Origin of the sequence: Pseudomonas kielensis, from assembly GCF_030505375.1 — a bacterium.
Classification (GTDB): domain Bacteria; phylum Pseudomonadota; class Gammaproteobacteria; order Pseudomonadales; family Pseudomonadaceae; genus Aquipseudomonas; species Aquipseudomonas kielensis.
The window spans coordinates 1,268,116-1,282,187 of record NZ_CP130043.1 but is presented as its reverse complement, the minus strand read 5'-3'; the positions used below and the strand labels follow the sequence as shown (position 1 = coordinate 1,282,187).

The window sequence follows — 14,072 nt, the reverse complement described above, 5'->3', positions numbered from 1 at the left end:
AGTTTTATCTGGAACCTGCATTACCTGAGTAGCACCTGGACAATAGAGTCGGGCCGATTCCCGGCGTTGCCCAAGAATTTCGCAAGAAACCAGTTCCCCCAAGAGCCACAAAGAAGGTAGGACACCGTGAACCCGGTAATCAAAAAATTCCAGTTCGGTCAGTCGACCGTTACCCTCGAGACTGGCCGTATCGCCCGTCAGGCCTCCGGCGCAGTATTGGTCACCGTTGACGACGACGTCAGCGTATTGGTGACCGTGGTTGGCGCCAAGCAAGCCGATCCAGGCAAAGGCTTCTTCCCTCTGTCTGTTCACTACCAGGAAAAGACTTACGCTGCCGGTAAGATCCCTGGCGGTTTCTTCAAGCGTGAAGGCCGTCCTTCCGAGAAAGAAACCCTGACTTCCCGACTGATCGACCGTCCGATCCGTCCGCTGTTCCCAGAAGGCTTCATGAACGAAGTGCAGGTTGTCTGCACCGTCGTTTCCACCAGCAAGAAGACCGATCCGGACATCGCTGCGATGATCGGTACTTCGGCCGCCCTGGCCATCTCCGGCATTCCTTTCGATGGCCCGATCGGCGCTGCCCGCGTTGCGTTCCACGAAAGCACCGGCTACCTGCTGAACCCGACTTACGAACAACAGAAAGCTTCGAGCCTGGACATGGTCGTTGCCGGTACTTCGGAAGCGGTATTGATGGTTGAATCGGAAGCCAAAGAGCTGACCGAAGACCAGATGCTGGGCGCGGTACTGTTTGCTCACGACGAGTTCCAGGTGGTGATCAACGCCGTCAAGGAACTGGCCGCCGAAGCCGCCAAACCGACCTGGACCTGGGCTCCACAGCCTGAAGCCACCGCACTTCTGGGCGCTATCCGTGCCGAGTTCGGTGAAGCCATCTCCCAGGCCTACACCATCACCATCAAGGCCGACCGTTACGCTCGCCTGGGCGAACTGAAAGACCAGGTCGTCGCCAAGCTGTCCGGTGAAGAAGGCCAACCGACTTCCGCTGAAGTCAAAGCCGCTTTCGGCGAAATCGAATACCGCACCGTTCGCGAAAACATCGTCAACGGCAAGCCACGTATCGATGGTCGCGACACCAAGACCGTACGTCCGCTGAACATCGAAGTCGGCGTTCTGCCAAAGACCCACGGTTCGGCACTGTTCACCCGTGGCGAAACCCAGGCCCTGGTCGTTGCAACGCTGGGCACCGCCCGTGACGCACAACTGCTGGACACCCTGGAAGGCGAGAAAAAAGACCCGTTCATGCTGCACTACAACTTCCCTCCGTTCTCGGTAGGTGAGTGTGGTCGCATGGGTGGCGCTGGTCGTCGCGAAATCGGTCACGGCCGCCTGGCCCGTCGTTCGATCGCCGCCATGCTGCCTGCTGCCGACGTGTTCCCGTACACCATCCGCGTGGTATCGGAAATCACCGAATCCAACGGTTCCAGCTCCATGGCTTCCGTTTGCGGCGCTTCCCTGGCCCTGATGGACGCTGGTGTGCCAATGAAGGCGCCGGTTGCCGGTATCGCCATGGGTCTGGTTAAAGAAGGCGAGAAGTTCGCCGTCCTGACCGACATCCTGGGTGACGAAGACCACCTGGGCGACATGGACTTCAAGGTAGCCGGTACCGCCAAAGGTGTGACCGCGCTGCAGATGGACATCAAGATCAAGGGCATCACCGAAGAAATCATGGAGATCGCTCTGGGCCAAGCCCTGGAAGCGCGCCTGAACATCCTCGGTCAGATGAACCAGATCATTGGTCAGTCCCGCACTGAACTGTCGGAAAATGCTCCGACCATGATCGCGATGAAAATCGACACCGACAAAATCCGTGATGTCATCGGTAAAGGCGGCGCGACCATTCGTGCGATCTGTGAAGAAACCAAGGCTTCGATCGACATCGAAGACGACGGTTCGATCAAGATCTTCGGCGAAACCAAGGAAGCGGCTGAAGCTGCTCGTCAGCGCGTCCTGGGCATCACCGCAGAAGCCGAGATCGGCAAGATCTACGTGGGCAAGGTTGAGCGCATCGTCGACTTCGGCGCATTCGTCAACATCCTGCCAGGCAAGGACGGTCTGGTTCACATCTCGATGCTGAGCGACGCTCGCGTAGAGAAAGTGACCGACATCCTCAAAGAAGGCCAGGAAGTGGAAGTACTGGTACTGGACGTGGACAACCGCGGCCGTATCAAGCTGTCCATCAAAGACGTAGCAGCAGCCAAGGCTTCGGGCGTTTAATCACGCCCTTCGCCTGACCGCTTCAACGTTCTGAGAAATGCCCCGCAGTGGAAGCTGCGGGGTATTTTTTTGCCTGCAGGAAATTGACATCGCTGGGGAAGTTGCCTGACCCCAAAGTCAGTGCTAGGTTTAGCCCACCGCCCGTGTAGCTCAGTCGGTAGAGCAGCGCACTCGTAACGCGAAGGTCGCAGGTTCGATTCCTGTCTCGGGCACCAGGCAGTACCTGTTTTCAAATGATCCCGAATGGTTCTGAAGGCCAGATACACCAGGCAACACGCGGTTTATTTGCGTCAGAGAGATCCTTGATGATCCAGATCCATCTTCCATTCCTCAGATCAAAGAGAACGCCATGACCGTTAACGCATTGACCCAAGAAGCCAGGCACGAACAAGCGCTGCAGTCCTACCTGCTGGAGTCGCCGCAACTGGCGGAAGAGATCAAGGACCTGAGTGCCGACGATCAGAAAGACCAGATCCAGTGGGCCTTCGAAGACGAGGCAGAATCCCAGGGCTTGCAGCCGTGGGAATTGACGCTCAAGTACACCTCAACCCCTGAAGAGTTCGAGGCTGCGCGCCTTGTTCTGCACAAGGAGGCTGCCGAAGTGTTGGGCGTCGAGTGGCAAGAGTACTGCGAGATGAACAATCTGGTGGTTTGAAAGCAGATTCACGCTTCAAGCAGCAAGCGACAAGTCAAGGCAGATCCGCTGCACCTTGTCGCTTGCCGCTTGTAACTGCTCCTCAGAGGCTCAAGCGCATCGACAGGTCGATCGCCTTCACATCCTTGGTCAGCGCACCAATCGAAATATAGTCAACGCCGGTCGCGGCGATTGGCAGCAGCGTACTTTCGTTGATCCCACCACTGGCCTCCAGTTTCGCCTTGCCGCCGTTCAGGCGTACCGCTTCGCGCATATCATCCAGGCTCAGCTCATCAAGCATGATGATATCGGCACCGGCCGCCAACGCTTCCTTGAGCTCCGCCAGGCTTTCCACTTCCACCTCCACCGGTTTGCCCGGGGCGATCTTGTGCGCGGCGGCAATGGCCTGGGCGATGCCGCCACTGGCAGCGATATGGTTTTCCTTGATCAGGAAGGCGTCGTACAGGCCGATACGATGGTTATGGCAGCCACCACAGGTCACGGCATACTTTTGCGCCAGGCGCAGCCCAGGCAGCGTCTTGCGGGTGTCCAGTAGCTTGACCTGGGTCTGGGCGACGAAGTCGGCCAGGTACTGGGCGCGAGTGGCGACCCCCGACAGCAGTCTGCAGGAAGTTCAGCGCACTGCGCTCACCGGTCAGCAGCGAACGGGCAGGGCCTTCGAGATGAAACAACGGTTGATTGGGGTTCACCCGCTCACCGTCGCGCACCTGCCAGTGCACCGCCACGCGCGGATCCAGTTGGCGAAACACCGCATCGACCCAGGCGGTGCCACTGATGACAGCCGCGTCACGGGTAATGATGGTGGCTTTGGCCAGGCGCTCGGCCGGGATCAGTTGTGCAGTGATGTCGCCGCTACCGATGTCTTCCAGCAGCGCACGGCGCACATTGGCTTCGATTTCGGCGGTCAGGTCGGCCAGGCGTAGATTCGGCATAACGGGCTCCACAAACAAAGTGTCGCGATTATAGGGCCATGCCGGGAGTGAACCCAAGATCACAAATGCCTGGCCGGGTCATTACGCCGCAGGCAGCGCCTCAATCGCGGCAAGTGATCGCACCTGTGGGGTGATCGCGGCATACTGGAGCCTGTCAAAGCCGTTGTTGAAGGAACCTGTATGCAGTTGGACCCCGCGAGTGGTTGGTTTGAAGGTGTGCGTCATTGCCCGTCACCCAACTTCAATGCGCGCCCCACGGGCGAAATTTCCCTGCTGGTGATCCACAACATCAGCCTGCCGCCGGCGCAGTTCGCCACGGGCAAGGTGCAGGAGTTTTTCCAGAATCGCCTGGATGTCACCGAACACCCCTATTTTGAAGGGATCGCCCACCTGCGCGTGTCAGCGCATTTTCTGATCGAGCGTGACGGCGGCGTCACCCAGTTTGTCTCTTGTCTCGAGCGGGCCTGGCACGCCGGTGTTTCGCTGTTCGAGGGGCGTGAAGGTTGTAATGATTTTTCCCTGGGCATCGAGCTGGAGGGCACCGATGATCTGCCGTTCACCGACGCCCAGTACCAGGCGCTGACAGCCTTGACCCTGGAGTTGCAGGGCACGTTTGCGGCGATCTCCACTGAACGTATCCAGGGCCACAGCGACATCGCGCCTGGACGCAAGACTGACCCGGGGCCGGCGTTCGACTGGACGCGTTACCGCGCTGCCCTGGCACAAGGGGAAGGACAATGAGTTTTGTGGTGTTACTGCTGGCCGTGTGGATCGAGAAATTCTCGGCGTTGCGCCACCGGGTACAGCGCGACAGCGGTTGGCTGCGCGAGTTGGCCAAGCTTGAAAGCCATCCACGGCTCAGCCGCCAGCCCTGGCTGGTGCTGGCCCTGCTGGTGTTGCTGCCGGTGGCCCTGCTGGGCTTATTGCTACTGGTGCTCGACCCGGTCGCCTACGGTCTGCTGGCCTTGCCGGTGCATTTGCTGGTGGTGATCTACAGCCTGGGACGGGGCGACCTGCTGGGTGAACTGGGGCCGTTTCGCGATGCCTGGCGCCGGGAAGACCTGCAAGCCGCCGCCCACGTCGCCCAGCGAGACCTGGGGATTTGTGCCGACAGCGGTGAGCAATTGCTGCAACAGGTGCAAGCCCGTTTGTTGTGGCAGGCCTACCAGAGCTTTTTTGCGGTGATTTTCTGGTACTTCCTGCTGGGTCCGGTCGCGGCGTTGAGTTATCGCTTGCTGGCCCTGGCGGCCGAGCACAGCCAGCAGCCGGCGCTGGCCGAACGTGCGGCGCAGTTGCGCCATGCCTTCGACTGGTTGCCGGTGCGCCTGCTGGCCGCGAGTTTTGCCCTGGTGGGCAACTTTGTCGCGGTCAGCCGGGTGATGCTCCATGAATTGCTGAACTGGAACATCAGCGCCGCGCAGTTGATCGAGAAAACCGGCAAGGTCGCGGGTGAAATCCCCGCCCCCGTCGCGGGCCCCGAGGGCATCAACAGCCTGGACCAACTGTGGGAATTGCTGCTGCGCGCCGCCGTGGTCTGGTACGCCGGGTTCGCCCTCTGGACCGTCCTGGTCTAACGGTATCTCGAAGCGACGGCCGCAGGCGGCGTCCGACCGCACGGCGGTCGCCAACCCAGCCTGCGGCTCGTTAACCTTAAGTTACAAAGACTCCTGCCGATTTAAGCTATACAGAAGCAGCGCGCCGTAGTGGCTATCTGCTTCCTCTGCGTGCCTGCCGATAAAAATAAGAAATACAAAGGGGGACTTCTTGTGAAGAGTTTGCTCTATCCCGCCGTGGCACTGATGAATCGCCTGAGCTTCGGCATGAAGTTCAGCCTGATCAGTGTGCTGTTCCTGCTGCCAATGCTGGTGACCAACTTCTACCTGGTACGCGATTCCTATCGCGAATTTCAGGGCACCCGCATTGAATTGCAGAGCCTCGACCTGCTGGGCAGTGGCCTGGCGTTGCGGCGCGACCTGGAGACCCTGAACAATCTGGTGCAGATCAATTCGACCCTGGGGCAGTCGGGCAAGGCCGGCGACATCGAAACGAAAATCAGCGCCCTGGAGCAACAGGTCCTGGCCCGCCTGCAGGGTCTGAGCGCCATGAGCGACGACCCGGAGCATGTCCGGGTGTTCGAGGCCAAGCGCGATGAGATGCTTGCCGCGTTCAAGGCCCAGCAAACGGAGAAGTCCCTGCAGAGCAAAAGCGCGATGATCGCCAAGTTGCTGGGCAATGCGCAGATCTTTGGCCAGATCATCAGCAGCCAGGCGGGCCTGAGCCGCGACAACCAGAGCGATATCCGCCAACTGAGCGAACTGCTGACCAACGTCACCCCACGCATTACCCAGATCCTCGGCGACGGCCGGGCCATGGGCGCGTTTTCCCTGGGGCAGGGGTTCCTCAATTCGGCATCCTCCACCCGCTTCGATGAACTGCTGGCCCAGATCGAAAAGCTCCAGGCCGAGTACGCCCTCAAGCTGCAGGACGCGCTGGGCGCCAGCAATGCGGCGCGGCAGGTGCTGGAACCGCCCGCCACAGCCAGCCAGGCCACGCTCAAGCAAGCCAGCGAACTGTTCGAGGAACAGGTGGTGATGGCCGATACCCTCGATGCGCCCTGGCAGGGTTTCTACGACCAGGTCAGCGCCCTGATGCAACAGACCTATCAACTCAACGACGCAACCCTGAGCTTTCTCGGCGTGCAGTTACAGCAACGCCTTGAACAGAACCGCACGCACATGATCCTGCAGGCCGTGGCCCTGTCGGTGGTGTTCGTGCTGATTTTCTACCTCTACGGCGGTTTCTACGTTTCCACGCGCACCACCCTCAAGCGCCTCGGTGCGGTGATGGACAAAGTCGCTGCAGGCGACATGACCGTCACCTTCACCGCCCACAGCCGCGACGAACTGGGGGAACTGGGCAAGGTATTCAATGGCACGGTGGCGAAAATTCACGACCTGATCGAACTGGTGGGGCAAACCGTCAACGAAGTCGAGCGTCAGGCCGGCCAGGTAGAGACCGTGTCGGCCCGCAGCAATCAGGCAGTGGCCGGGCAGCGCTCGCAGATCGAGCAGGTGGCCACGGCGATGAACCAGATGTCAGCCACCGCCCAGGAAGTCGCACGCAGTGCCGCGACAGCGGTGAACAGCGCGCAAAGCGTCAACGACGAAACCATCAGCGGCCGTGGGCTGGTGGAGTCCCAGCAGGGCAGCATTGCGCAGTTGGCCCATGAGATCGACGCGTCGGTGCTGGTGATCAACCAGTTGGCCAGTGACAGCCAGTCCATCAGCCGGGTGCTGGAAGTGATCAAGAGCATTGCCGAGCAGACCAACCTGCTGGCCCTCAATGCGGCCATCGAGGCCGCCCGTGCCGGTGAGCAGGGGCGTGGGTTCGCGGTGGTGGCCGATGAGGTTCGCACCCTGGCCAAGCGTACTCAGCAATCGACCGAGGAAATCGAGCAGATGATCGCCAGGCTGCACAATGGCGTGGGCGCAGCGGTCAAGGCCATGGGGATCAGCCACCAGATGGCCAGTGGCACGGTGGGGCAGTCGGACAAGGTGCAGAAAGCCTTGGCCAACATCCTTGGGGCGGTGGGCATGATTGTCGATCAGAACCAGCAGATTGCCGCGGCGGTCGAGCAGCAGACGGCGGTGGCCCACGATATCGACCGCAACATCGTCGAGATCAACCGCGCCGGCGAGCGCACCGCCGAAGGGGCGCACCAGACCGAGGACGCCAGCCGTGCGTTGTCGGCCCAGGTGGTGCAGTTGAAACACTTGATCAGTGCTTTTCGAGTGTGAGTGTCGGAATCAAGCCAACGGTGTCGGCCTGATTCCGAATACTCCGTAGTACACGTTTCTCTTATCTGTGGCCTCAGTCCGAAATCACGGCGCGCCCGGGATTTTAGTCTTCAATGAGCTGACGTTCGCGGGTTTACTTGCACCCGCGAATGCGCCACTGCCACGAGGATCACACTCATGACGGCTACCTCCCCAGGAATCACCGGGCAATGTGTCCATTGCCAGGTCACCCTGATGCTCAAGCCCTGGCAACTGAATGCCATGGCAATCAACGAAGCATTTACCTGTCATCACTGCCAGAAAAGCCTGCAGATCAGCGGTCCTGCCGAACTCAAGCGCCTCAAGGCCCTGGATTCACTGACCCTGCTGCGCGCGAGTCTGCGGGTGATGATCGCCAGCGCCTTGCTGGTGGCCCTGGTGATGGAGTGGCTGGGGCTGTTGACGGGCATCGAGCAACTGAATGTGTCGCTGTTGGCACTGTTCATCTACTTCGTGGCGATGCGCTATGCGCGGCAGCGGCAACACCTGAAACTGGTACTGCAGGCCGCCAAGGCGCACGCCTGAGCGGTCACCAATTGAACAGCCGGCAGGCATTGGCGGTGCTGGCCGCGGCCAATTGTTCGGGGCTGATGGCCATGATCCCGGCCAGTGCCGTGCAAATCGCCGGCAGGTGAGCCGGGCTATTGCGTTGGCCGGGGTACATGGCGGGCGCCATGTCCGGCGAATCGGTTTCCAGGACCACCGAATCCAGCGGCAGCCCGGCGATCACCTTGTGCATGCGCAGGGCTTGTGGCCAGGTGGCGGCCCCGCCCAGGCCGAGCTTGAAGCCAAGCTTCACGTATTCTCGGGCTTCTTCCTGGCTGCCGGCAAAGGCGTGGATGATCCCGCCGCGGGGCAGCTTGAAGCGTTTCAAGGTGGCGATGACCGCCGCATGACTGCGGCGCACGTGCAGCAGCGCCGGTAGCCCACAGTCCCTGGCCAGTTGCAGCTGTGCTTCAAACAGCGCCTGCTGGCGCTGGCGATCCAGGCTTGGGAGAAAAAAATCCAGGCCAATCTCGCCCACCGCGCACAGTTGCCGATGACCGGCCAGGCGGGTCAGCCAGTCCGCCAGTTCAGTCAGGTCGGCGGGGCGATGCTGATCGAGATAGACCGGGTGCAGGCCGAATGCGGCGTGCAGGTCCGGGTCACTTTGCACCAGGTCCCAGACGCGCTGCCAGTTAGCCTGATACACCCCCAGCACCACCATGCGCTTGACCCCCAGCGCGCGGCTTTGCGCCAGCAGCGCCTGGCGGTCGGCGTCGAAGTCGGCAAAGTCCAGATGGGTGTGGCTGTCGATCAGCTCCACGGCTCAGTCCTGGTGAATGCGCTGCTTGAAGGTCCGCGCGATGGCCTGGACGCCAGGCTGGTAGTGGGCCTCTTCGATGGCCGCGAGGGCCAGTTGCAGGGCCTTTTCGGCAATCAGTTGATGCTGCTGCGCCATGGCGTTGACCGGCAGGGGCAGGAAGTCCAGCAACTGGGTGTCACCAAAGGTCCCCAGGCGCAGCGGCCGGTTCTTCAGCGGGAAGTCATGCAGGGCATCAAACACACCCTGCAGCAGGACGTAGGAGGTGGTCACCAGTGCATCCGGCAAATGCCCGAGACGCTGCAACAACTCCTCCATCAACTGCCGACCACCGTCGCGGCTGAATGACTCGCTGTGTTCGATCAGCACCTGGCCCTGAAAATCGACCAGCGCCTGCTTGAACCCGTCGGCACGCTCCTGGCTGATGCTCAGTTCGGGTCGTGCGCCGATCAGCACGATCTGCCGGGGCGCCGGTGTCAACAGGCTGCGGGTGAGCTGCAGGCTGGCTTCGCGGTCATCACTGATCACCGAACAGAAATGCTCGGGCTCCATGACCCGGTCGATGGCAATGATGGGTAAACCCTTGGCCTGCAACTGGCGATAACTGTCATCGCCGGCCGGCAGGCAACTGGCGACAAACAGCGCATCACAGCGGCGCGCACGAAACAGCTGGAGCAACTGGCGCTCGCTGTCCGGGGCGTCGTCGGAGCTGGCAATCAACAACTGGTAGCCACGGGCCCGCGCACCTTGCTCCAGGAGCTTGGCGATGCGGGCGTAACTGGGGTTTTCCAGGTCCGGCAGGATGAAACCCAGGGTTCGGGTGTGCCGACTGCGCAACCCGGCCGCCTGCGGATTGGGGGTGAAGCCGTGCTGTTCGACCACCGCGCGTACGCGCTCGACGGTGGCACTGCTGATGCGCTGCTGTTCGGCCTTGCCATTGATGACGTAGCTGGCGGTGGTCACGGACACACCGGCGAGCTGGGCGATATCACTGAGTTTCAACTCGGGAGTTCCTTGTTTTTTCGAGCGTGCCCCGACATTTTCGCCAATCCTACCTGAATAAGGCAGCCGACCAATGTCGCACGCAATCGACCGGTTGGACTTCAAGCCTGAGAGATTATCGAGTAACGTGCCATTTGATCTAGATTAAACGATTCAGCAGGCGTATTTTCTGCACTATTGGCTATTTTTGTCCGGGCTGCCGCGAAACCGCCAAACAATGCCCTGAAAAAGTGCACGGATAAACGCCTAAGCTGATTCATTCAAAACAATACCTGGTGCCCCAAGGCACCAAAAAGGAGAACGCATGCTCGAGCTCACCATAGAGCAGATATCCATGGGCCAGAGCGCTGTGGATAAAGCCGCTGCATTGCACCTGCTGGCTGACAAACTGGTTGCCGATGGCCTGGTGGCCGAGGGTTACCTCAGCGGGTTGCAAGCACGGGAGGCCCAGGGCTCGACCTTTCTCGGTCAAGGCATTGCCATCCCCCATGGCACTCCGGATACCCGCGAGCTGGTGCACACCACCGGCGTGCGCCTGCTGCAGTTCCCCGACGGCGTGGACTGGGGCGACGGGCAGATCGTTTACCTGGCGATCGGTATCGCGGCCAAGTCCGATGAGCATCTGCGCCTGCTGCAACTGCTGACCCGTGCCCTCGGTGAAACCGACCTGGGCCAGGCCTTGCGCCGCGCCAGTACCGCCGAAGCCCTGCTCAAACTGTTGCAGGGGGCGCCGCAGGAACTGGCGCTGGATGCGCAGATGATCGGCCTGGGCGTGTCCGCCGACGATTTTGAAGAGCTGGTGTGGCGTGGCGCGCGCTTGTTGCGCCAGGCCGACTGCGTGAGCAATGGTTTCTCGGCGGTCTTGCAACAAGTCGAGGCATTGCCGCTGGGCGATGGGCTGTGGTGGTTGCACAGCGAACAAACGGTCAAGCGTCCGGGCCTGGCCTTTGTCACCCCGGACAAGCCGATCCGTTACCTCGGCCAACCGCTGAGCGGACTGTTCTGCCTGGCCAGCCTCGGCGAGGCCCACCAGGCCTTGCTGGAACGCCTGTGCGCATTGCTGATTGAAGGTCGTGGCCACGAATTGGGCCGCGCCACCAGCCGGCGCGCGGTGCTCGAAGTGCTGGGCGGCGAGTTGCCAGCCGATTGGCCAAGCGCCCGCATCGCCCTGGCCAACGCCCACGGCCTGCATGCCCGGCCGGCGAAGGTCCTGGCGCAACTGGCGAAAAGTTTTGACGGCGAGATTCGCGTGCGCATCGTCGACGGCCAGGACAGTGCCGTCTCGGTGAAAAGCCTGAGCAAATTGTTGAGCCTGGGCGCCCGCCGTGGCCAGGTGCTGGAACTGATCGCCGAGCCGAGCATTGCCAATGACGCGCTGCCGGCCTTGTTGGCGGCGATCGAAGAGGGCCTGGGTGAAGAAGTCGAACCCTTGCCCGCCATCAGCGCACAGCCGCCCGTCGTCGCCGATATCACCACGGTGCTGGTGGCGCCGGCTTCCGGCAGCCTGATCCAGGCAATTGCCGCGGCCCCCGGAATTGCTATCGGTCCTGCTCATATCCAGGTCCAGCAAACCATTGATTACCCATTGCGCGGCGAGTCCACGGCGATCGAGCGCGAGCGTCTGCACGCTGCACTGGCCGAAGTACGCCGCGACATCGAAGGCTTGATCCAGCGCAGCAAGGCCAAGGCCATTCGCGAGATTTTCATCACCCACCAGGAAATGCTCGACGACCCGGAGTTGACGGACGAAGTCGGTACGCGCCTGAAACAGGGTGAAAGCGCTGAAGCGGCCTGGATGGCTGTGATCGAGGCGGCGGCCCGGCAGCAGGAGTCATTGCAGGATGCCTTGCTTGCCGAACGGGCCGCGGACTTGCGCGACATCGGCCGCCGGGTGCTGGCGCAACTGTGTGGCATCCCGACCCCAAGCGAGCCGGAGCAACCCTACATCCTGGTGATGGACGAAGTCGGCCCCTCGGATGTGGCCCGCCTGGATCCGGCCCGCGTGGCGGGCATCCTCACCGCCCGTGGCGGCGCTACGGCCCACAGCGCCATTGTCGCCCGCGCGCTGGGGATTCCGGCGCTGGTCGGCGCCGGTGCGGCCGTGTTGCTGCTGGCTCCGGGCACGCCGCTGCTGCTCGATGGCCAGCGCGGGCGGTTGCATGTCGACGCCGATGCCGCGACCTTGCAGCGCGCCAGCCAGGAACGCGATACCCGTGAGCAGCGCCTCAAGGCTGCCGCCGAACAACGCCACCAACCGGCCCTGACCCGCGACGGGCATGCCGTGGAAGTGTTCGCCAACATCGGCGAAAGCGCCGGAGTGGCCAGCGCCGTGGAACAGGGCGCCGAAGGCATCGGCTTGCTGCGCACTGAGCTGATTTTCATGGCCCATCCGCAAGCCCCGGATGAAGCCACCCAGGAAGCCGAATACCGGCGGGTGCTCGATGGCCTGGGCGGACGTCCCCTGGTGGTGCGCACCCTCGATGTCGGCGGTGACAAGCCGTTGCCGTACTGGCCGATCGCCAAGGAAGAAAACCCTTTCCTCGGTGTACGCGGCATTCGTTTGACCCTGCAGCGCCCGCAGATCATGGAGGGGCAACTGCGCGCCTTGTTGCGCGCCGCTGACAACCGCCCGCTGCGGATCATGTTCCCCATGGTCGGCAGCGTCGACGAGTGGCGGCAGGCGCGGGAGATGACCGAGCGCCTGCGCCTGGAAATCCCGGTGGCCGACCTGCAATTGGGGATCATGATCGAGGTGCCGTCGGCTGCATTGCTGGCGCCGGTCCTGGCCCGTGAAGTCGATTTCTTCAGCGTCGGCACCAACGACCTGACGCAATACACCCTGGCCATCGACCGTGGTCACCCGACCTTGTCGGCCCAGGCCGATGGCCTGCACCCGGCGGTCCTGCAACTGATCGACATCACCGTGCGCGCGGCCCATGCCCATGGCAAATGGGTGGGCGTGTGCGGCGAACTGGCCGCGGACCCGCTGGCGGTACCGGTGCTGGTCGGGCTGGGGGTGGACGAATTGAGCGTCGGCGCGCGCAGCATCGCCGAGGTCAAGGCGCGGGTGCGTGAACTGAGCCTGGTACAGGTACAACAAATGGCCCAACAGGCATTGGCCGTGGGCAGCGCACAAGACGTGCGTGAATTAGTGGAGGCGCTGTAATGGCACGCATCTTAACCCTGACCCTCAACCCGGCCCTGGACCTCACGGTGCAGGTGCCGCTGCTGGCGCCCGGTCAGGTCAATCGCAGCACCGCCATGCACACCCACGCCGCCGGTAAAGGCGTGAATGTGGCGCAGGTGTTGGCCGACCTGGGGCACCAAGTGACCGTCAGCGGCTTTCTCGGCGAGGACAATCTGCAAGCGTTCGAGGCGTTGTTCGCCCGTCGCGGTTTTGTCGATGCCTTTGTCCGCGTCCCCGGGGAAACCCGCAGCAACATCAAGCTGGCCGAAGACGACGGGCGCATCACCGACCTCAATGGTCCTGGCCCGGTGATCAGTGCGGTGGCGCAGCAGGCCCTGCTTGATCGGCTGGAGCAGATTGCTCCCGGGCATGCGGCGGTGGTCATCGCCGGCAGCCTGCCCCGTGGCGTCAGCGCCCAGTGGTTGCAGGCGCTGTTGCGCCGGCTCAAGGCCAAGGGCCTGAAGGTCGCCCTGGATACCAGCGGTGAAGCGCTGCGCGCAGGGCTGGCGGCGGGTCCGTGGTTGATCAAGCCCAACACCGAAGAACTGGCCGAGGTGCTTGATTGCGAGGTGCTGTCGCTGGCGGCCCAGGCCGAAGCGGCGAGCCGCTTGCACGCGCAAGGCATCGAACACGTGGTGATTTCCCACGGCGCCGATGGGGTCAACTGGTTCAGTGTCGGCTCGGCGCTGCATGCCACGCCGCCCAGGGTCAGCGTGGCCAGCACGGTGGGGGCGGGCGACTCCTTGCTCGCGGGCATGTTGCACGGCCTGCTCAGTGCCGACACCCCGGAGCAGACGCTGCGTACCGCCACCGCGATTGCCGCGCAGGCGGTGACCCAGATTGGTTTTGGCATCCACGACACGGCGCAGTTGGCGCAGCTTGAACAGGCGGTGCGTGTTCGCCCCCTGACAGAACAATAAGAGGG

Annotated in this window: 10 protein-coding genes, 1 tRNA gene and 1 pseudogene; 9 read left to right on the top strand and 3 right to left on the bottom strand. The window is 62.3% G+C overall.

Translation table 11 applies throughout. From position 1 onward, the window contains the following. The first annotated feature begins 126 nt into the window (after positions 1–126). The 3 genes from pnp to Q1W70_RS06275 all read left to right on the top strand — a co-directional run bounded on the left by pnp (position 127) and on the right by Q1W70_RS06275 (position 2,887). The gene (pnp, locus tag Q1W70_RS06285; protein WP_166591400.1) at positions 127–2,232 is read left to right on the top strand and encodes a polyribonucleotide nucleotidyltransferase; all 2,106 of its coding nucleotides are present in this window, start codon (positions 127–129) and stop codon (positions 2,230–2,232) included. Positions 2,233–2,371: 139 nt separating this feature from the next. Further along, positions 2,372–2,447 (top strand) — tRNA-Thr (locus tag Q1W70_RS06280). A gap of 134 nt (positions 2,448–2,581) precedes the next feature. Beyond that, positions 2,582–2,887: a DUF6388 family protein gene (locus Q1W70_RS06275; RefSeq protein ID WP_166591399.1), complete on the top strand. Its 306-nt coding sequence runs from the start codon at positions 2,582–2,584 to the stop codon at positions 2,885–2,887. A gap of 82 nt (positions 2,888–2,969) precedes the next feature. Here the strand turns inward: Q1W70_RS06275 and nadC are convergent. Then, a pseudogene (nadC, locus tag Q1W70_RS06270) lies at positions 2,970–3,819 on the bottom strand (carboxylating nicotinate-nucleotide diphosphorylase). Between the two features lie 180 nt (positions 3,820–3,999). On the opposite strand from nadC, the gene ampD reads away from it, so the two are divergent. From ampD to Q1W70_RS06250, 4 genes are all read left to right on the top strand, one after another. After that, positions 4,000–4,560 carry a 1,6-anhydro-N-acetylmuramyl-L-alanine amidase AmpD gene (gene ampD, locus Q1W70_RS06265; protein WP_166591398.1) on the top strand — a complete coding sequence of 187 codons (561 nt, stop codon included), beginning with the start codon at positions 4,000–4,002 and terminating at the stop codon, positions 4,558–4,560. After that, positions 4,557–5,393, top strand: coding sequence for a regulatory signaling modulator protein AmpE (ampE, locus tag Q1W70_RS06260; protein ID WP_166591397.1), 837 nt, complete (start codon positions 4,557–4,559; stop codon positions 5,391–5,393). Before ampD ends, ampE begins: the two co-directional genes overlap by 4 nt. 192 nt (positions 5,394–5,585) lie before the next feature. Then, a complete protein-coding gene (locus tag Q1W70_RS06255) occupies positions 5,586–7,616 on the top strand; it encodes a methyl-accepting chemotaxis protein (RefSeq protein WP_166591396.1) in 2,031 nt (676 codons plus the stop codon). A 177-nt stretch (positions 7,617–7,793) separates the two neighbouring features. Continuing rightward, on the top strand, positions 7,794–8,180 hold the full coding sequence (locus Q1W70_RS06250) for a hypothetical protein (RefSeq protein ID WP_166591395.1): 387 nt from the start codon (positions 7,794–7,796) through the stop codon (positions 8,178–8,180). Between the two features lie 4 nt (positions 8,181–8,184). On the opposite strand, the gene Q1W70_RS06245 is transcribed toward Q1W70_RS06250, so the two are convergent. Further along, positions 8,185–8,961, bottom strand: coding sequence for a TatD family hydrolase (locus Q1W70_RS06245; RefSeq protein ID WP_166591394.1), 777 nt, complete (start codon positions 8,959–8,961; stop codon positions 8,185–8,187). A gap of 3 nt (positions 8,962–8,964) precedes the next feature. Then, positions 8,965–9,960: a catabolite repressor/activator gene (cra, locus tag Q1W70_RS06240; RefSeq protein ID WP_166591393.1), complete on the bottom strand. Its 996-nt coding sequence runs from the start codon at positions 9,958–9,960 to the stop codon at positions 8,965–8,967. Positions 9,961–10,264: 304 nt separating this feature from the next. Here cra and ptsP point away from each other — a divergent pair, with 304 nt between their 5' ends. Together ptsP and pfkB are read left to right on the top strand one after the other, a co-directional pair. After that, on the top strand, positions 10,265–13,126 hold the full coding sequence (gene ptsP / locus Q1W70_RS06235; protein WP_166591392.1) for a phosphoenolpyruvate--protein phosphotransferase: 2,862 nt from the start codon (positions 10,265–10,267) through the stop codon (positions 13,124–13,126). Then, positions 13,126–14,067, top strand: a complete 942-nt coding sequence (gene pfkB / locus Q1W70_RS06230) for a 1-phosphofructokinase (protein WP_166591391.1) — start codon at positions 13,126–13,128, stop codon at positions 14,065–14,067. Before ptsP ends, pfkB begins: the two co-directional genes overlap by 1 nt. Positions 14,068–14,072 lie beyond the last annotated feature (5 nt).